This is a genomic window from Megalodesulfovibrio paquesii, from assembly GCF_054653055.1.
In genome coordinates, this window is record NZ_BAAIGQ010000001.1 from 210,397 (window position 1) to 227,332 (window position 16,936).

Genomic DNA, 16,936 nt, shown 5'->3' on the forward strand with positions numbered 1-16,936 from the left:
GCTCCTGGAGCGCCGGCCTCTTTTTATGGATGACGGCTCGAAAGGTTCTCTATAAGGTTGACGGCCATGCCGCCGGCCTCGCCGCGCTGGCTTGGGCGGCAGGCATCCGGCCTTGTTTCGGCCGAGCCAACCACTCGAAGAGCAGTTTCAGTAGTCCCTTCGGCACAAAAAAGCAAGCAGTTTTTTCGCCGCCATTCCTTTTTCGCTTGACAACGCTCGCCTCCCGCGGGTACAGCATCCTCTCTTACGGGGTTGAATATGCGTTCCACTTGGCTGCCTCTTCACGACCTCCCGGCTGAAGGCCGGGACTTTTCTTTTCCAGACGCCACCTTATGGTCGGACATCTGGGAGGATTTCGGCATGCCCTGCCGGATGGGCCAGCCCCTGCGCGCGACCTTGCACCTCACGGTGCACGAAGGTGCGGGCGGGGCCGGCGTGCACATCCGGGGCCGGCTGCAGGGATCGGTCATCTTTCCGTGCGACCGCTGCGCCGAGGACTGCGAAACCGTCCTGGATGTGGCCCTCGACGACTACGAAAGCGAAGAGAGTGAGGACGACTGGGACGAGGCGGAAGCCCCTGCCCCCGCCGGACGCAAGGGCCGCACGGCGGCGCAATCCGTCGAGGCAAGTGAGGATCCCGAACCCGACCTGCTGCGTCAGGGCGCTGCGGGATTGGAATTCGACGTGCAGGGGTACCTGTGGCAGCAGTTTGTGCTGGCGCTGCCCACCAAGCCCCTGTGCACGGCGCAATGCAAGGGCCTGTGCCCGCAGTGCGGCGCGAACTGGAACGTGGAGCAGTGCAACTGTACGCAGGACGAAGGCGATCCGCGTCTGGCCGTATTGCGGCAGTTGAAACGCTCCTGACAACAATGTATGGCATGCTCCGGGCAAGGACGCGGCAGTGCCGGCGTCGCCCGTAGCGGCTCAAACGCTCTGGATTCAAGAGAGGGAAGCACCATGGCTGTGCCCAAGAAACGCAAGTCCAAGTCCCGCAAAGGCATGCGCCGCGCCAACCAGCGTGTGGCCATTCCTGCCGTTGTGTTCTGCTCCTGCGGCGAACCCACCCGCCCCCACACCGTGTGCGCCGCGTGCGGCACGTACAAGGGGCGTCAGCTGCTGCAGGCCGGAGAGAGCGCTGCGTGACCAGCCTTCGGCGCAAGGACCAGCCCTGGAGCCGTGTGGAGCCGACGACGCAGGACGCGATCGTCCCCACCATTGCGGTTGATGCCATGGGCGGGGACTACGGCCCCGCGGTGATCGTGCCCGGCGCGCTTGCAGCCAGTACGGCCTGCAACGTCGAGCTGATTCTCGTGGGAGATGAAGCCAAGATCCAGGCGGAGCTTGCCAAGTACAAGGGCGAGCTCGGCAAGATTTCCATCGTCCACACCTCCCAGGTGGTGGAGATGGGGGAAAAGCCGTCCGAAGTCCTGCGCCGCAAGAAAGATTCCTCCATTCAGGTGGCCTTCGAGCTGGTGCGCGAAGGCCGCGCCCAAGGTGTGGTGAGCGCCGGCCATTCCGGCGCCACCGTTGCCTGTGGCATGTTCATTCTCGGCCGCATCAACGGGGTGGAGCGTCCTGCCCTGGCCTCCATCATCTTTACCGAAAAGCAGCCCATCACCCTCATTGATGTGGGGGCCAATGTGGACTGCAAGCCGTACCACCTCTTCCAGTTCGGGCTCATGGCCGACGTGCTGGCCAGGGATGTGCTCGGCATTCCCAACCCCAGCGTGGGGCTCCTCTCCATTGGAGAGGAGGAAGGCAAGGGCAACCTCCAGGTCAAGGAAGCCTTCGAACTGTTCAAGATGACCAACTCCCTGAACTTCGTCGGCAACATTGAAGGTCGGGACATTTTTACGGGCAATGTCAACGTCATCGTCTGCGACGGCTTTGTGGGCAACATCGCCCTCAAGCTTTCCGAAGGCCTGGCCATGTCCATTGCCCGGATGATCAAAAACGAGCTCAAGCGCGACCTGATCTCCAAGATCGGCGGGTTGCTCATCAAGGATGCCATGCGCCGCCTGAAGCGCGTGGTGGACTATTCCGAATATGGCGGCGCTCCGCTGTTGGGTCTCAAGGAGATCGTGGTTGTCTGCCACGGCTCCTCCAGCGCGGGCGCCATCACCAGCGCCATCGACATGGCCGCCACTTTCATCCGCAAAAAAGCCAACGAGCACCTCATTGCCGAGTTGTCGGCCAACGAGGAGCTCTCCCGTTTCGGCAAGGCGGCCATGAAGCTGTAGCCGCACCTGCCGTCCCCATGGTCCCTGCGCCCAGCGTCGGCGCGGCCTCCCGCTTTGCGGACAAGCCCTCATCAGGATCGCCATGACACATACTTCCCCCGCTCCCGCCTCCTGCAGCATGGACATCGTCGTCCGTGGCCTTGGGTTCCATGTTCCTGCCCGCGTTGTGACCAATGCGGATCTGGAGGCCATGGTCGAGACCAGCGACGAGTGGATCGTTACCCGCACCGGCATCCGGGAGCGTCACGTGGTTTCCGAGGGCGAAGCCGCATCGGACCTGGCCATCCCGGCCGCGGAACAGGCCCTGGCCGAAGCCGGGCTGACTGCCAGGGACGTCACCCATGTGGTGGTTGCCACCTTCACGCCGGATCTCGTCTGCCCCAACTGCGCCACCACCCTGGCCCACAAGATGGGCATGCAGGGCGTCATGGCCATTGACGTCAACGCCGCCTGCTCCGGCTACCTGAATGCCTTGCAGGTGGGCCGCGGGCTGGCCTGTCTGGTGGAAAAGGCCGTGGTGCTGGTTTTCGGCGTGGATGTGCTCACCAGCCGTACCAATTGGGAAGACCGCACCACCTGCGTGCTCTTCGGCGATGGCGCCGGGGCGGCCGTGCTCACCCGGGCTACCGGCTCGGAGAATGAGGGGCTGATCCTGGGCATGGAGTTTTGCTGCGATGGCGGCGTGGGCGAGAGCCTCACCGTCATTGGCGGCGGTTCCCGGCATCCGTACCGGGCCGGGCATGTGGTGGGCCCTGAATATTTTGTGCAGATGAACGGCCGCGAGGTCTTCAAGCACGCCGTGCGCAACATGGACAGCATCTGCAACAAGGTGCTGGAAAACTGCGGCAAGACCCTGGACGAGGTGGATCTGTTCATCCCGCATCAGGCCAACCTGCGCATCATCGAAGCCCTGGGAGACCGCATGGGCGTGCCGCGGGAAAAGGTGTTCGTGAACGTGGACCGCTTTGGCAACACCTCTGCCGCCTCCGTGGCCCTGGCCATGGGCGAGGCCCGCCGCATGGGCCGCATCAAGAAGGGTGATCTGGTGCTGCTCACCACCTTCGGCGGCGGCCTGACCTGGGGCGCCGGCCTGGTGCAGTATTAGCCCAGGCCAGCACGGCACGGTATTTTTTGTTTGCGAAGCGCGGATGTTTGAGGTAGGAGCAACGTGATTCCACGCAGCCGGTTCCGTTGTCGCTGCGCGAGGTGGTCTTTCACCCCAACACGCTCGACACACTGCGCTTCGCACCGGCATTGCTCGCATTCCACAGCCGGAACCCATCGAACTCGACAACCACTGGATAGCGCATGAGCGAATTGCCCAAGACCGCACTGGTGACTGGCGGATCCCGCGGCATTGGCAAGGCCGTGGCCCTGGAACTGGCCGCCTCCGGCCTGCAGGTCTATCTGACCTACGTGTCCAAGCCCGAACTGGCCGCCGCGGTGGTGGATGAAATCACCGCCGCCGGAAGCAAGGCCCAGGCCTTTGCCCTGGACGTTTCCGACCAGCCCGCCGTGGCTGCGTTTTTTGCCGAGCACATCAAGGACAAGGTCCAGCTGGATGTGCTGGTGAACAACGGCGGCATCACCAAGGACGGCCTCATCCTGCGCATGAAGCCCAGCGATTTCGAACGGGTGCTGCAGGTGAACCTCATGGGCGCCTTCTGGTGCCTGCAGGAAGCTGCCAAGATCATGACCAAGCAGCGCGCCGGCAGCATCGTGAACATCGCCTCCGTGGTCGGCCAGACCGGCAACGCAGGCCAGGCCAACTACGTGGCCGCCAAGGCCGGGCTCATCGGCCTGACCAAGACCGCCGCCCAGGAACTGGCCTCCCGCAACGTCACCGTGAATGCGGTGGCTCCGGGTTACATTGAGACTGACATGACCGGGGTCCTCTCGGATCAGGCCAAGGATGCCTTCCTCTCCCGTGTGCCCCTCAAGCGTGTGGGCACCCCGGGCGATGTGGCTGCCGCGGTGGCCTTCCTGGCCAGCGCTCAGGCGCGCTACATCACCGGGCAGGTGCTGTCTGTCAACGGTGGCCTGTTCATGTAACGTTTTTTGCTTCTTATCCTTTTTCACCCTCAAACGTCGTGTGCAGCATGGAGAATCCTATGTCCGTAGCAGATAAAGTCAAAAAGATCATCGTCGACCAGCTTGGCGTCTCCGAGGACGAAGTCAAGCCGGAAGCTGCTTTCGTGGAAGATCTCGGGGCCGACTCCCTGGACCTGACCGAGCTGATCATGGCCATGGAAGAAGAATTCGGCATTGAAATCGACGACGACGACGCCCAGAAGCTGCTCAAGGTTCAGGACGCCATCGCCTACATCGAAAGCAAGCAGTAAGCGGAGCCCGCCTTCGTCTGTTTGCCACGCAAGATCCCTGGAGACGCCCAGCCCCGGCGGCCCGGCCATGGCCGACGCCGGGCGCTGGACGTCCGCTTTGTTCGCAACCACGCGTTTCCCTCGCAGCGCCGATCTTTCTCCTGCGTGCCTGCTTTACGGCGTCGAGGAAGTATTTTTTCCCATGAGGTGATTCGATGACACGCAGACGAGTCGTCGTCACCGGCCTTGCCGCCGTGACGCCCATTGGCAACGATCTGGAAACCAGCTGGAACAATCTGGTGGCTGGCGTGTCCGGCATCGCCCCGATCACGACCTTTGACACCAAAGACCATGTCACCACCATCGCCGGTGAGGTCAAGGGCTTCAATTCCGACCCTTACATGCCGGCCAAGACTGCTAAACGGCTGGAAAATTTCACCAAATACGCCGTGGCCTGCGCCCAGATGGCCCTCAAGGATGCGGCCTGGGAAATTGCCGAGGAAGAGCTGGACCGCGTCGGCTGTTTGCTCGGTTGCGGCCTGGGCGGCCTCTCCTCGCTGGAAGCCTCCCAGACCAAGCTCCTGCAGGAAGGCCCCAAGCGCATCTCCCCCTTCTTCATCCCGGTGCTCATCTCCAACATGGCCCCGGGGCAGGTTTCCATCTTCACCAAGGTCCGCGGCCCGAACCTCGTGACCACCTCGGCCTGCGCCTCCGGCCTGCACGCCCTGGGCTACGCCTATTCCGACATCGTCCTCGGTCGTGCGGAGGCCATGCTCACCGGCGGCACCGAGTCGGTGGTCACCCCCCTGGGCGTGGCCGGCTTCAACGCCCTCAAGGCCCTCTCCACCCGCAACGACGAGCCCGCCAAGGCATCCCGCCCCTTTGAAAAGGACCGCGACGGCTTCGTCATGGGCGAGGGCTGCGGCGTGCTGCTCCTGGAAGAGCTGGAGCATGCCAGGGCGCGCGGGGCAAAGATCTATGCCGAAGTGATCGGCTTCGGCGCCTCGGGCGATGCCTTCCACATGACCGCCCCGCCGGACGACGGTTCCGGTCTGGCCCTGGCCATGCAGGCCGCCCTGCGCGAGGCCGGCCTGAAGCCCGAACAGGTGGAGCACATCAACGCTCACGGCACCTCCACCCCCCTCAATGACCTGTGCGAGACCCGGGCCATCAAACGCGTCTTTGGCGACCATGCCTACAAGATGCCCATCACCGGCAACAAGAGCATGACCGGGCACCTCCTGGGCGCGGCCGGCGGCGTGGAAAGCGTCTTCAGCGTCATGACCCTGGCCAGGAACATCATCCCCCCGACCATCAACCTGGACACGCCGGATCCCGAGTGCGACCTGGATTACACGCCGCACAAGGCCCGCCCCCTGGCCGTGCAGAACGTGCTCTGCAACTCGGCCGGCTTCGGCGGCGCCAACGCGTCCATCCTCTTCCAACGCTACGAAGGATAAAGGGGAGAGCCTCATGGAAGAACTCTTCATTCAAGACCCAGAGGTCGCCCGCGCGGTCCAGCTTGAGGTGGAACGCCAGACCGGCAAGCTGGAGCTCATCGCTTCCGAGAACTTCACCTCCCCGGCCGTGCGTCAGGTCATGGGCAGCGTGCTGACCCACAAATACGCCGAAGGCTACCCCGGCAAGCGCTACTACGGCGGCTGCGAATACGTGGACGTGGCCGAGAATCTGGCCCGGGACCGCGTCATGCAGATCTTCGGCGCCGACTATGCGAACGTCCAGCCCCACGCCGGCTCCCAGGCCAACATGGCCGTCTACTTCGGCGCGCTCAAGCCCGGCGATACCATCCTGGGCATGGACCTCTCCCACGGCGGCCACCTGACCCACGGCAGCCCGGTGAACTTCTCCGGCAAGCTCTTCAAGATCGTCTTCTATGGCGTCAAGAAGGAGACCGGCTGCATCGATTACGATCAGGTCCTGGCCCAGGCCAAGGAGCACAAGCCCAAGATGATCGTGGCCGGGGCCAGCGCCTACCCGCGCACCCTGGACTTCGCCCGCTTCCGGGCCATTGCCGACGAGGTCGGCGCGCAGCTGATGGTGGACATGGCCCACATCGCCGGTCTGGTGGCCGCGGGCCTGCATCCCAATCCCATCCCGCATGCCCACTTCACCACCTCCACCACCCACAAGACCCTGCGCGGCCCCCGCGGCGGCCTGATCCTCTCGTCCGAGGAATTCGGCAAGACGCTCAATTCACAGATCTTCCCCGGCATCCAGGGCGGTCCGCTCATGCATGTCATCGCCGCCAAGGCCGTGGCCTTTGCCGAGGCCCTGCGCCCCGAGTTCAAGTGCTACCAGGAACAGGTGCTCAAGAACGCCCAGACCCTGGCCAAATGCCTGACCGACGCCGGCTACGCCCTGTGCTCCGGCGGCACGGACAACCACCTGATGCTCATCGACCTGACCACCAAGGACATTACCGGCAAGGATGCAGAACATGCCCTGGATCTGGCCGGCATCACCGTGAACAAGAACACCGTGCCCTTTGAGACGCGTTCGCCCTTCGTCACCTCCGGCGTGCGTATCGGCTCCCCGGCCCTGACCACCCGCGGCATGAAGGAAGCGGAAATGGAAAAGGTGGCCGGCTGGATTGTGGACGTGCTGGGCAACGCCTCCAACGAGACGCGCCTGGAAGAAATCCGCAAGGATGTGGAGAAGTTCGCCCGAGAGTATCCCCTCTTTACCTGGTGCTGACCCATGCATCCCCTGCCCCACGCCGACGAGAAGGATCCGCGCCTGCCATGGCCGGAGTACTTCATGCGCATCTGCTTTCTGGTGGCCGAACGCAGCACCTGCCTGCGGCGAAAGGTGGGGGCCATTGCGGTCAAGGACAAACGCATCCTGGCCACGGGATACAACGGCGCGCCTTCGGGCACGCCACACTGCCTGGATGTCGGCTGCCTGCGCGAACAGCTCGGCGTGCCTTCAGGTCAGCGGCATGAAATCTGCCGCGGCCTGCACGCCGAGCAAAATGTTCTCGTCCAGGCAGCCATGCACGGTGTCTCCATCCGGGGCGCGGAGGTGTACTGCACCACCCAGCCCTGCCTCATCTGCTCAAAATTGCTGGCCAACTGTGGCGTGACCACCATCCATTACGCCCAGCCTTACCCCGATGAGCTGGCCGAAGCCATGCTCAGGGAAGCCGGCGTGGAATGCCGGCCCTTCGCCATGCGCAGCGAGCCCCAGGTACCACCCTCGGAGCGGCCATGACCACCAGCCTTTCGGAGACCGATCCCCACGTCTTTTTCATGCGCGAGGCCCTGCGCCTGGGCCGGCGCGGTCGTTTTGTCACCGCCCCCAACCCCTGCGTGGGCGCGGTGCTCGTCCGGGGCAATCAGATCGTCGGCCGCGGCTGGCATACGGCCTATGGCAAGCCCCACGCCGAGGTGGAAGCCATTGCCGACGCCCGCGCCAATGGCGACGATCCTGCCGGCTGCACCCTCTATTGCACCCTGGAGCCCTGCAATCACCACGGGAAAACCCCACCTTGCACCCTCGCCGTCCTGGAGGCAGGCATCACCCGCGTCATCGTGGGAACGCGGGATCCCAATCCCGTGGCAGCCGGAGGCCTGGAGTTCCTGCAGGCCCGCGGTGTGACGGCCGAGGTGATTGACTCGGACTCCTGCCGGCAGGAATGTCTTGATCTCATTTCCGATTTTCTCGTCTGGCAGCAGCAGGACCGCGCCGTGTGCCTGCTCAAGCTGGCCTCCACGCTGGATGGCCGCATCGCCACCCGCACTGGGCATTCCCAGTGGATCAGCGGGCCGGAGTCCCGGGCCCATGTGCATCGGCTGCGCTCGCAGGTGCAGGCGGTGCTCATCGGCGGGCAGACCTTCCGGGTGGACAATCCCCTGCTCACCTGCCGGCTGGAAGGGCATGATCTGTGCTGTCAGCCCTTTGCCGTGGTGGTCACCTCCTCCCTGCCGCCGCCCTCCTCCACCTGCCAGCTGCTGAGCGAACGGCCGAGCCAGACTATTTTCCTGACCCCGGAATCCATCGCCGAAGGACACGCCGCCGGACTCCTGCGCGATTGCGGAGCCACGGTGTGGGGGCTGCCTCTGGCGCGCGGGGCCGTGGGCGGGCTGGACCTGCGCGCCGGCCTGACCCTACTGCGCAAGGAACTCGGCTGCCATCATGTGCTCTGCGAAGGCGGCGGCAGCCTGGGCCGTTCCCTGCTGGAGCAGGAAGTGGCCGACGAACTGCTGCTCTTCCTGGCTCCCAAGGTCCTTGGCGATGCCAATGCCGCCCCCGTGCTTGCCGGCCGCGCCCCGCAGGTGATGGACGACGCCATTCCCCTGCGGTACACGGACGTCCAGCCCATGGGCGAGGATCTGCTGCTCACCTGCAAGCCGCGCCTGCGCCCGAACAGCCAACAGACCACGGGTGCTGCCTGATGTTCACCGGACTTGTGCAAACCACCGGCCGCCTGACGCAGATCCAGGCCCGCGGGGACGAGCGCCGTTTATTCATCGAATCCGCCGCAGCCATGCCTGCCCTGGCCGTGGGCGAGAGCATCGCCGTCAATGGGGCCTGCCTGACCGTGGAAGCCGGAACCATTGCGGGCCAGCATCGTTTTGGCGTCTATGCCTCCGGGCAGACGCTTTCCCTGACCACGCTGGGGGCGCTGCGTCAGGGGGATGTGGTCAATCTGGAGCGCGCCCTGGCCATGGGCGACCGGCTGGGCGGGCACATGGTGGCCGGGCATGTGGACTGCATTGCCACCGTGACCGAACGCCGGCCCGATGGCGAGTCCACCCGCTTTACCCTCAGCTTTCCCGCCGCATTCGGACCGCAGGTGGTGGACAAGGGCTCCGTGGCCCTGGACGGCATTTCCCTGACCATCACCGGCTGCGGAAATGACTGGCTGGCCGTAAACATCATCCCGGCCACCATCACCGAAACGACCATCAGTCGCTGGACTCCGGGCTCCAAGGTGAATATGGAGACGGACGTCATCGCCAAATACGTGCAGAAGATGCTGGCCGCCTGGAACGGCGCGCCGGCCCAACCATCCATTACCGAGGACTTCCTGCGCAGCCACGGGTTTTGATCCCGTCGAGCCGTCTCCGGCCGCCTGCCGCATGCCTCAGATCTCCGAGAAAAGGGAAGTATTCCATGCCAGTTTGCACGCCAGAAGAGGCCATTGAAGAGTTCCGCAAAGGCCGCATGCTCATCCTCGTGGATGATGAAGATCGCGAAAACGAAGGCGACCTGGCCATTGCCGCGGAAAAGGTCACCCCGGAAGTCATCAACTTCATGGCCACCCACGGCCGCGGGCTGATCTGCCTGGCCATGGGGCCCCAGATGGTGGACCGTCTGAAACTGCCCATGATGTCCTCCAACAATGCCTCCAAGTTCGGCACCCCCTTCACCGTGTCCATCGAGGCGCGTGTGGGCGTGACCACAGGCATTTCCGCCTACGACCGGGCCACCACCATCCTGACTGCCGTGGCGGATGACGCCAAGCCCGAAGACATCGTCACCCCCGGGCACATCTTTCCCCTCAAGGCCCAGGCTGGCGGCGTGCTGACCCGCGCCGGGCAGACCGAGGGCAGCGTGGATCTGGCCCGGCTGGCCGGCCTCAAGCCCGCGGGTGTGATCTGCGAGATCATGCGCGAGGACGGCAACATGGCCCGCATGCCCGACCTCATCGAATTCGCCAAAAAGTGGGATCTGAAAATCGCCACCATCCGCGACCTGATCCGCTACCGCATGCGCCCCGGCTCTCTGAGCGTGCGTCGCGTGGCCGAGGCCAAGCTGCCCAGCTGCTTTGGTGGCGATTTCAAGGCCATTGCCTTTGAATCCGACATCGACAACCGCACCCATCTGGCCGTGGTCAAGGGCGAAATCAACAGCGAGGAGCCGGTGCTGGTGCGCGTGCACTCCGAGTGCCTGACCGGCGACGTGCTCGGCTCCATGCGGTGCGACTGCGGCGGCCAGCTGCAGCAGGCCATGCGCATGATCGGTCGCGAGGGCAAGGGTGTCCTCCTGTACATGCGCCAGGAAGGCCGCGGCATTGGCCTGGCCAACAAGATCAAGGCCTATGCCCTGCAGGACCAGGGGCTGGACACCGTGGAGGCCAACGAGCGCCTGGGCTTCAAGGCCGACCTGCGCGAATACGGCCTCGGGGCCCAGATTCTGGTGGATCTCGGGGTCCGCAAAATGCGTCTGATGACCAACAACCCCAAGAAAATCGTGGGCCTGGAAGGCTACGGCCTGGAGGTTGTGGACCGGGTGCCCATCGAGATGAACGCCTGCGAAACCAATGTGGACTACCTGTTGACCAAGCAGGAAAAAATGGGCCACCTGTTGCATATCGATCCCAACGGTTCCAACGGAACCAACGGGGCCAAATAATGGCGCACAACGCACCTTTTTGAGCATATTCAAAGGATACGCACATGATGCACATCAAGACCGTGGAAGGCATGCTGGACGCCAAGGGCCTCAAGTTCGCCCTGGTGGCCAGCCGCTTCAATGATTTCATTGTGGACAAGCTGGTGGGCGGGGCAGTGGATTACCTGGTTCGCCACGGCGCGGCCAGGGAAGATCTGACCATCATCCGCATCCCCGGTGCATTCGAAATGCCTCTGGTGGCCAAAAAAGTCGCAGCCAGCGGCAAATACAATGGCGTCATCTGCCTGGGCGCAGTCATTCGTGGGGCCACCCCGCATTTTGACTATGTCTCTGCCGAAGTCTCCAAAGGTGTGGCCTCCGTGGCGCTGGACACGGGCGTGCCCACGGGGTTTGGCGTGCTGACAGTGGATTCCCTGGAGCAGGCCATCGAACGCGCCGGCTCCAAGGCCGGCAACAAGGGCGTGGAAGCCGCTCATGCCGTGCTGGAAACCGTTCGCGTGCTGGAGCAGTTGTAGGCAATGACCACCATGTCCGGCTCCTCAGGGAGCACCCCGAACGCTGCATCTGGCGGCAAACAGGAATCCCGGCGGCTGGGCCGCCAGCGCGCCTTTCAGGTGCTCTACGGGCTCAATTTCGCCCCGGTGAACAGCGAGCTGGAGCTCAAGCGCCGCTACCTGCACGCGCCCCTGGGCGAACTCAAGGCCGACGACCCGGCCGAGGAATTGTTGCAGCTCGGCCCGCAGTCGCAGGAATTCGGCTGGGAGCTGACCTATGGCGTCTGGTCCCGCATGAAAGAGCTGGACGAGGAAATCACCCGCCATTCCCAGCACTGGAAACTGGGCCGCATCGCCAAGATTGAGTTGACCATCTTGCGGCTTGCGTTGCATGAGATACTCCATCGCAGCGACATTCCCAAAAAAGTCGCCATCAACGAAGCGGTGGAACTGGCCAAATCCTTCGGGGACGACAACTCCGGCGCATTCGTCAACGGCATTCTCGATGCCGCTGCAAAGGCATGACGCATGGCGAAAATCGGCTTCATCAAGGACGGGCTCACAGCCCCCCCAGAATTCCGGCGGGTGTACGTCAAGGCCGTGCCAGGGCTGAAGCAATTCAGCACCACGGCCTATTCCTCCCCCACTGCCAGCGGCGGCCAGTCCTTTGAGCTGGCTTGCGAGATCCCGCCCGAGGTGGACCGCATCGAGGAGTGGGCGCCGCACATGGCCCTCACCCTCGAACGCATGGGCTGGATGCACTGGTGGCTGGACAGCCACTCCATCGGCCGGGCGCTCAACCGCTACATTGTGGAGGCCATGAAGCGTTGGGGCCTGACCTTCTGGCCCCGCTATCATCTGGAGAGCATCATCCTCGTCCAGGTGGGCATAGAGCGCCAGGAGATCTCCAAGGCCGTGGCCTTCTGGGAACATCAGTTTCCCCACGTGCGCATCGCGCCGGAATTCGATTTCGACAAGCGCGAACTGGAACTCGCTGCTGCCCCCAAAAAATCCAGCGGACTGCTCTCTTCCCTGTTCAAAAAATAAGCAAACGCGGGCGCAACTCCGCCCGTGCAAAGGTTCCCTCACATGCAGGAAGGTTACTCTCCAGAGGCAATTGAAGCCAAATGGCAAGGCATTTGGGAAGAACACAAGGTCTTTCATTGCGAGACTGACCCCTCCAGACCCAAATACTACGTCCTGGAGATGTTCCCGTATCCCTCAGGCCGCATTCATATCGGCCACGCACGGGTTTATTCCATTGGCGATGTGCTGGCCCGCTTCAAGCGCATGCAGGGCTTCAACGTCCTGCACCCCATGGGCTGGGACGCCTTCGGCATGCCTGCGGAAAACGCCGCCATCAAGCACGGCGTGCATCCCGCCGGCTGGACCTTTGAGAACATCGACACCATGCGCAGCCAGCTCAAGCGCATGGGCTATTCCCTGGACTGGCGACGCGAGGTGACCACCTGCGTGCCTGAATACTACCGCTGGGAGCAGCTTTTCTTCCTGAAATTCCTGGAAAAAGACCTGGCCTACCGCAAGCAGGCCCCCCAGAACTGGTGCGAAACCTGCCATACCGTGCTGGCCAATGAACAGGTCATTGATGGTCAGTGCTGGCGCTGCGACTCCCAGGTGGTGCAGAAGGATCTGACCCAGTGGTTCCTGCGCATCACGGAATATGCCCAGGAACTGCTGGACGACCTGGACTCCCTGGAGCAGGGCTGGCCCGAGCGCGTGGTCTCCATGCAGCGCAACTGGATCGGTCGCTCCACCGGGGCCTTTGTCAGCTTTGATCTGGAAACGCCCGTGGCCGACGGCACGAGCCAGGTGCGCGTCTTCACCACCCGGCCGGACACCCTCTTCGGCGCCACCTTCATGTCCCTGGCTGCCGAGCATCCGCTGGTGGAACAACTCATTGCCGGCTCGCCCAAGGCAGACGAGGTGCGGGCCTTCTGCACCAGGGTCAAGAACACTGACCGGCTCCAGCGCGGCGCGGAGGATCAGGAAAAGGAAGGCATCTTCACCGGAGCCTACTGCGTCAACCCCCTCACCGGCCGGCGCATGCCCATCTGGGTGGCCAATTTTGTGCTCATGGGCTATGGCACCGGCGCGGTCATGGCCGTGCCGGCTCACGACCAGCGCGATTTTGAATTCGCCAGCAAGTACGATCTGCCCAAGCAGGTCGTCATCCAGCCCGAAGGGGAAACCCTGGACCCCACCGCCATGGCCGAGGCTTACGTGGATCCCGGTTTCCTGATCCATTCCGGCTCCTTCGACGGCATGGCCAACGAGGACGCCAAAAAGGCCATCGTCGAGCATCTGCAGGGCCAGGGCAAGGCCGAACCTGCCGTCACCTGGCGGCTCAGGGACTGGAACATCTCCCGCCAGCGTTACTGGGGCGCGCCCATCCCGGTGCTGTACTGCGACGACTGCGGCGTGGTTCCCGAAAAGGAAGAAAACCTGCCCGTGGTGCTGCCCCTGGACGTCAAGACCCGCCCCGATGGCCGCTCCCCCCTGCCGGAGTACATGCCTTTTGTCCAGGCTCCCTGCCCCAAATGCGGCAAGATGGCCCGCCGGGAAACCGACACCATGGACACTTTTGTGGAGTCTTCCTGGTATTATATCCGCTACAGCGCCCCCTGGGAGCATGGCCGGCCCTTTGACCCCGAAGCCCTCAGGTACTGGCTGCCCGTGGATCAGTATATCGGCGGTGTGGAACATGCCATCCTGCACCTGCTCTATTCCCGCTTCTTCGTGAAGGCCCTGCGCGACCTGGGCTGGCTGCAGTTCGACGAGCCCTTCAAGGCCCTCCTGGCCCAGGGCATGGTCCTCAAGGACGGGACCAAGATGAGCAAATCCAAGGGGAACGTCGTCTCCCCGGATGAGATGACTGCCCGCTACGGCGCCGATGCCGTGCGCTGCTTCCTGCTCTTCGCCGCCCCGCCGGAACGCGACCTCGACTGGAGCGACACGGGCATCGAAGGCTCCTTCCGCTTTGTGCAGCGCATCTGGCGGCTCATCGACGAGCTCAAGGGCAGCCTGCCTGCCATGGCCGCGGCAGCCTCCACTGCGGCGGACGTGGCCGAGGCCTCTCTCCCCGACGCGGCCGACCTGCGGCACAAGGAACACGTGACCATCCAGAAGGTGGCCGAGGATATCGGGGACAAATTCCAGTTCAACACGGCCATCGCCGCGGTCATGGAGCTGGTCAACCAAATCTACCAGAGCAAGGATGCCCTGCTGGCCACCCCGGCTGGCGCGCGCGTGCTGGCTTCGGCCGTCTCCACCATGCTGACGGTGCTTTCGCCCGTCACCCCGCATTTGTGCGAGGAGTGCTGGACCCGCCTTGGCCACACGGACCTGCTGGCCAGCGCCCCCTGGCCCACGCTGGATCCCGCGGCCCTGGTCAAGGACGCCATCACCGTGGTGGTCCAGGTGAATGGCAAGCTGCGCGCCCGCCTGGACGTGGCGCCGGACATCGCCGATGACGTCATCAAGGCCCAGGCCCTGGCCGAACCCAATGTCCAAAAGCACCTGGACGGCAAGACCGTGCAAAAGGTGGTCTACGTGCCGGGCAAACTGGTCAGTGTGGTGGCCAGGTAGTTTCCTTCGTGAGATGATTCCGGAGGGGCGGCCTTTCTGACTTGCAGGTCGCTCCTCCGGATTGCACTCCGCCACCCTCTCCCCGGGGCCACACGGGCCGAGTCCTTATCCCCATGGCCAACGCACGCCCGCCATATTTCTTCCTTGTCTGCCCGGACAGCCGGCTGCTGCAGGAACGCGTGGAGCAGCTGGCCAGCCGCCATGCCCCCGCGGGCAGCGGCTGGGAGCGCCATGTGTTCTGGGGTGAGGAGGGCCTGGGCGAGCGGTTCTGGAGCCTCCTGACCCTGGAGAACCTCCTGGGCACCTCCCGCCTGCTCGTCATCCGGCATGCGGAAAAACTCAAGGCCGAGGCCTGGCATCATCTGAATGCCGCCCTTAACCGCTGTTCCTCCCAGGCCTTCCCCCTGTTCTGCCTGGAGGCCGACTGGGACCGCGGCAAGCCCAAGCTCCCGGAACAGCTCAAGGAATTTCGCGGCAAGCCGCCGCTGCCCTGCTGGACCCTGGCTGTGGAACGCGGCTGGAGCTGGCAGTCTCCTGGTCTCTCCCCCAATGACGTCACCCGCCGCTTGCAGGACTGGGCCAAGGCCGAAGGGCTGGGCCTGGCCCCCGGCGCAATCCAGGCATTGCAGGCCGTGCTGCCCCTGAACGCCTCGGCCCTGGAAGGCGAACTGGAGAAGCTGCGCCTGGCCGCGCGGGCTGCGGCCGTGGCCGAGGACGGTTCTGCCCCCGTTCCCACCATCACGCCGGAGATGGCCGCCCTGGTGCATGAGACGGCGGAGTTCGATCTCTTCGCCTTTCTGGAAATGGTCCAGCGTGGCGGCGGTGCCAAGGCCGTTTCCATGTGGAAGCACGTCCTGGAGAGCGCCCTGGGCGGGCAGTCCATCACCTTTGGCGTCCTGGCCGTCACTGCCCGGGAGCTGCGGACACTCTGGCAGATCCGCCATGGGGAGTCCGTGAGCCTGCCGCCGTTTATCCTGAACAAAAAGGAACCCCTGGCCCGCCGCCTTGCCCCGGCGGTCCTGGCCCAGGGGCTGGAGCTGCTGCACGAGACCGAGCGCAGCATCAAAAGCGGCGAAAAGGATGAAAGCCAGGCCCTGGAACTGCTCATCGCCGGCCTGGCCCGGGCCTTTGCGCCCGGCCCGGCCGGTTCATCTGGTGGACCTGGCTCGCCCGGAGCTGGCGGCAGACCCGCCCCTGGTGGAGGCCGCCGGTGAGCAACGCGCCGCACTATCACGGCCACCGCCAGCGGCTGCGGGAACGGTTTTTGAGTGCGCCCTCGGGCATGGCCGACTATGAAATTCTGGAGCTGCTTCTAACTTACATCCTGCCCCGGCGGGATACCAAGCCCATCGCCAAGGCCATGCTCACCCGCCTGGGCAGCATGGCCGATGTGCTGGCCGCCCAGCCCGAGGATCTGCGGCGCATAGAGGGCCTGGGCCAGGGCGCGGAGCTGTTCTGGAAACTGCTGCAGGAGTGCCGGGCCCGCGCGGACCAGCAGCCCCATAAAGCGCGCATTCCCCTGAGCCATCCGTCGGTGGTGGCAAACATGGCCATCAGCCGGCTGGGCGCCCTCAAAACCGAGGAATTCTGGGTAGCTCTGGTGGACGCCAAACTGCGGCTGATCAGCTGGGAGCAGGTCAGCAAGGGCACCGTGGGCCATGCGCCGGTGTACGTGCGCGAGGTGCTCAAACTGGCCCTGGAGCGCCAGGCCTATGGGATCTTCCTCGTCCATAACCACCCCGGCGGTGATCCGCGCCCTTCGCGCGAGGATATCGACCTCACCCAGGAATTGCGCCAGGGCGCCCAGGCTGTGGGCCTGCAGGTACTGGATCACCTCATCGTCACCCAGCAGGACTATCTCAGCCTGCAACAGGAAGGCTTGCTGTAGCACCTCGTT

18 protein-coding genes are annotated in these 16,936 nt (G+C 64.2%); all 18 read left to right on the forward strand.

Annotated features, from left to right (window positions below):
- Window positions 1–360: 360 nt before the first annotated feature.
- The 18 genes from ACYQ00_RS00960 (at window position 361) to ACYQ00_RS01045 (ending at window position 16,927) form a co-directional block, all read left to right on the forward strand.
- Window positions 361–864, forward strand: a complete 504-nt coding sequence (locus ACYQ00_RS00960) for a YceD family protein (RefSeq protein ID WP_460030363.1) — start codon at window positions 361–363, stop codon at window positions 862–864.
- A gap of 93 nt (window positions 865–957) precedes the next feature.
- On the forward strand, window positions 958–1,143 hold the full coding sequence (gene rpmF, locus ACYQ00_RS00965) for a 50S ribosomal protein L32 (protein WP_460030364.1): 186 nt from the start codon (window positions 958–960) through the stop codon (window positions 1,141–1,143).
- Window positions 1,144–1,202: 59 nt separating this feature from the next.
- Entirely contained in the window at window positions 1,203–2,240 is a 1,038-nt protein-coding gene (gene plsX, locus ACYQ00_RS00970) for a phosphate acyltransferase PlsX (protein WP_460030561.1), read from the forward strand.
- Window positions 2,241–2,322: 82 nt separating this feature from the next.
- The gene (locus ACYQ00_RS00975; protein ID WP_460030365.1) at window positions 2,323–3,345 is read left to right on the forward strand and encodes a beta-ketoacyl-ACP synthase III; all 1,023 of its coding nucleotides are present in this window, start codon (window positions 2,323–2,325) and stop codon (window positions 3,343–3,345) included.
- 203 nt (window positions 3,346–3,548) lie between these two features.
- The gene (gene fabG / locus ACYQ00_RS00980) at window positions 3,549–4,292 is read left to right on the forward strand and encodes a 3-oxoacyl-[acyl-carrier-protein] reductase (RefSeq protein ID WP_460030366.1); all 744 of its coding nucleotides are present in this window, start codon (window positions 3,549–3,551) and stop codon (window positions 4,290–4,292) included.
- Window positions 4,293–4,351: 59 nt separating this feature from the next.
- Window positions 4,352–4,582, forward strand: a complete 231-nt coding sequence (gene acpP / locus ACYQ00_RS00985) for an acyl carrier protein (RefSeq protein ID WP_460030367.1) — start codon at window positions 4,352–4,354, stop codon at window positions 4,580–4,582.
- Window positions 4,583–4,776: 194 nt separating this feature from the next.
- Window positions 4,777–6,021, forward strand: a complete 1,245-nt coding sequence (gene fabF / locus ACYQ00_RS00990; protein WP_460030368.1) for a beta-ketoacyl-ACP synthase II — start codon at window positions 4,777–4,779, stop codon at window positions 6,019–6,021.
- A gap of 13 nt (window positions 6,022–6,034) precedes the next feature.
- A complete protein-coding gene (gene glyA, locus ACYQ00_RS00995) occupies window positions 6,035–7,276 on the forward strand; it encodes a serine hydroxymethyltransferase (protein WP_460030369.1) in 1,242 nt (413 codons plus the stop codon).
- Window positions 7,277–7,279: 3 nt separating this feature from the next.
- A complete protein-coding gene (locus ACYQ00_RS01000; protein ID WP_460030370.1) occupies window positions 7,280–7,792 on the forward strand; it encodes a deoxycytidylate deaminase in 513 nt (170 codons plus the stop codon).
- Entirely contained in the window at window positions 7,789–8,976 is a 1,188-nt protein-coding gene (gene ribD / locus ACYQ00_RS01005; RefSeq protein WP_460030371.1) for a bifunctional diaminohydroxyphosphoribosylaminopyrimidine deaminase/5-amino-6-(5-phosphoribosylamino)uracil reductase RibD, read from the forward strand. The genes ACYQ00_RS01000 and ribD overlap by 4 nt, the downstream gene beginning before the upstream one ends.
- Window positions 8,976–9,632: a riboflavin synthase gene (locus ACYQ00_RS01010; protein WP_460030372.1), complete on the forward strand. Its 657-nt coding sequence runs from the start codon at window positions 8,976–8,978 to the stop codon at window positions 9,630–9,632. The genes ribD and ACYQ00_RS01010 overlap by 1 nt, the downstream gene beginning before the upstream one ends.
- A gap of 65 nt (window positions 9,633–9,697) precedes the next feature.
- A complete protein-coding gene (locus ACYQ00_RS01015) occupies window positions 9,698–10,939 on the forward strand; it encodes a bifunctional 3,4-dihydroxy-2-butanone-4-phosphate synthase/GTP cyclohydrolase II (protein ID WP_460030373.1) in 1,242 nt (413 codons plus the stop codon).
- Between the two features lie 44 nt (window positions 10,940–10,983).
- The gene (gene ribH, locus ACYQ00_RS01020) at window positions 10,984–11,454 is read left to right on the forward strand and encodes a 6,7-dimethyl-8-ribityllumazine synthase (protein WP_460030374.1); all 471 of its coding nucleotides are present in this window, start codon (window positions 10,984–10,986) and stop codon (window positions 11,452–11,454) included.
- 12 nt (window positions 11,455–11,466) lie between these two features.
- Entirely contained in the window at window positions 11,467–11,958 is a 492-nt protein-coding gene (gene nusB, locus ACYQ00_RS01025) for a transcription antitermination factor NusB (RefSeq protein WP_460030562.1), read from the forward strand.
- Window positions 11,959–11,961: 3 nt separating this feature from the next.
- Window positions 11,962–12,480 (forward strand): hypothetical protein, encoded by a 519-nt coding sequence (locus ACYQ00_RS01030; RefSeq protein ID WP_460030375.1) that lies wholly within the window; start codon window positions 11,962–11,964, stop codon window positions 12,478–12,480.
- 42 nt (window positions 12,481–12,522) lie between these two features.
- A complete protein-coding gene (leuS, locus tag ACYQ00_RS01035; protein WP_460030376.1) occupies window positions 12,523–15,039 on the forward strand; it encodes a leucine--tRNA ligase in 2,517 nt (838 codons plus the stop codon).
- Window positions 15,040–15,152: 113 nt separating this feature from the next.
- Window positions 15,153–16,253, forward strand: coding sequence for a DNA polymerase III subunit delta (locus tag ACYQ00_RS01040; protein WP_460030377.1), 1,101 nt, complete (start codon window positions 15,153–15,155; stop codon window positions 16,251–16,253).
- Window positions 16,250–16,927 (forward strand): JAB domain-containing protein, encoded by a 678-nt coding sequence (locus tag ACYQ00_RS01045; protein WP_460030378.1) that lies wholly within the window; start codon window positions 16,250–16,252, stop codon window positions 16,925–16,927. The genes ACYQ00_RS01040 and ACYQ00_RS01045 overlap by 4 nt, the downstream gene beginning before the upstream one ends.
- Window positions 16,928–16,936: the final 9 nt, after the last annotated feature.

Excerpts from the sequence above, each read along its gene's own strand:
- ACYQ00_RS00960 (WP_460030363.1), top strand. The coding sequence starts at position 361 with ATGCCCTGCCGGATGGGCCAGCCCCTGCGCGCGACCTTGCACCTCACG.
- rpmF (WP_460030364.1), top strand. The coding sequence starts at position 958 with ATGGCTGTGCCCAAGAAACGCAAGTCCAAGTCCCGCAAAGGCATGCGC.
- ACYQ00_RS00975 (WP_460030365.1), top strand. The coding sequence starts at position 2,323 with ATGACACATACTTCCCCCGCTCCCGCCTCCTGCAGCATGGACATCGTC.
- fabG (WP_460030366.1), top strand. The coding sequence starts at position 3,549 with ATGAGCGAATTGCCCAAGACCGCACTGGTGACTGGCGGATCCCGCGGC.
- acpP (WP_460030367.1), top strand. The coding sequence starts at position 4,352 with ATGTCCGTAGCAGATAAAGTCAAAAAGATCATCGTCGACCAGCTTGGC.
- fabF (WP_460030368.1), top strand. The coding sequence starts at position 4,777 with ATGACACGCAGACGAGTCGTCGTCACCGGCCTTGCCGCCGTGACGCCC.
- glyA (WP_460030369.1), top strand. The coding sequence starts at position 6,035 with ATGGAAGAACTCTTCATTCAAGACCCAGAGGTCGCCCGCGCGGTCCAG.
- ACYQ00_RS01000 (WP_460030370.1), top strand. The coding sequence starts at position 7,280 with ATGCATCCCCTGCCCCACGCCGACGAGAAGGATCCGCGCCTGCCATGG.
- ribD (WP_460030371.1), top strand. The coding sequence starts at position 7,789 with ATGACCACCAGCCTTTCGGAGACCGATCCCCACGTCTTTTTCATGCGC.
- ACYQ00_RS01010 (WP_460030372.1), top strand. The coding sequence starts at position 8,976 with ATGTTCACCGGACTTGTGCAAACCACCGGCCGCCTGACGCAGATCCAG.
- ACYQ00_RS01015 (WP_460030373.1), top strand. The coding sequence starts at position 9,698 with ATGCCAGTTTGCACGCCAGAAGAGGCCATTGAAGAGTTCCGCAAAGGC.
- ribH (WP_460030374.1), top strand. The coding sequence starts at position 10,984 with ATGATGCACATCAAGACCGTGGAAGGCATGCTGGACGCCAAGGGCCTC.
- nusB (WP_460030562.1), top strand. The coding sequence starts at position 11,467 with ATGTCCGGCTCCTCAGGGAGCACCCCGAACGCTGCATCTGGCGGCAAA.
- ACYQ00_RS01030 (WP_460030375.1), top strand. The coding sequence starts at position 11,962 with ATGGCGAAAATCGGCTTCATCAAGGACGGGCTCACAGCCCCCCCAGAA.
- leuS (WP_460030376.1), top strand. The coding sequence starts at position 12,523 with ATGCAGGAAGGTTACTCTCCAGAGGCAATTGAAGCCAAATGGCAAGGC.
- ACYQ00_RS01040 (WP_460030377.1), top strand. The coding sequence starts at position 15,153 with ATGGCCAACGCACGCCCGCCATATTTCTTCCTTGTCTGCCCGGACAGC.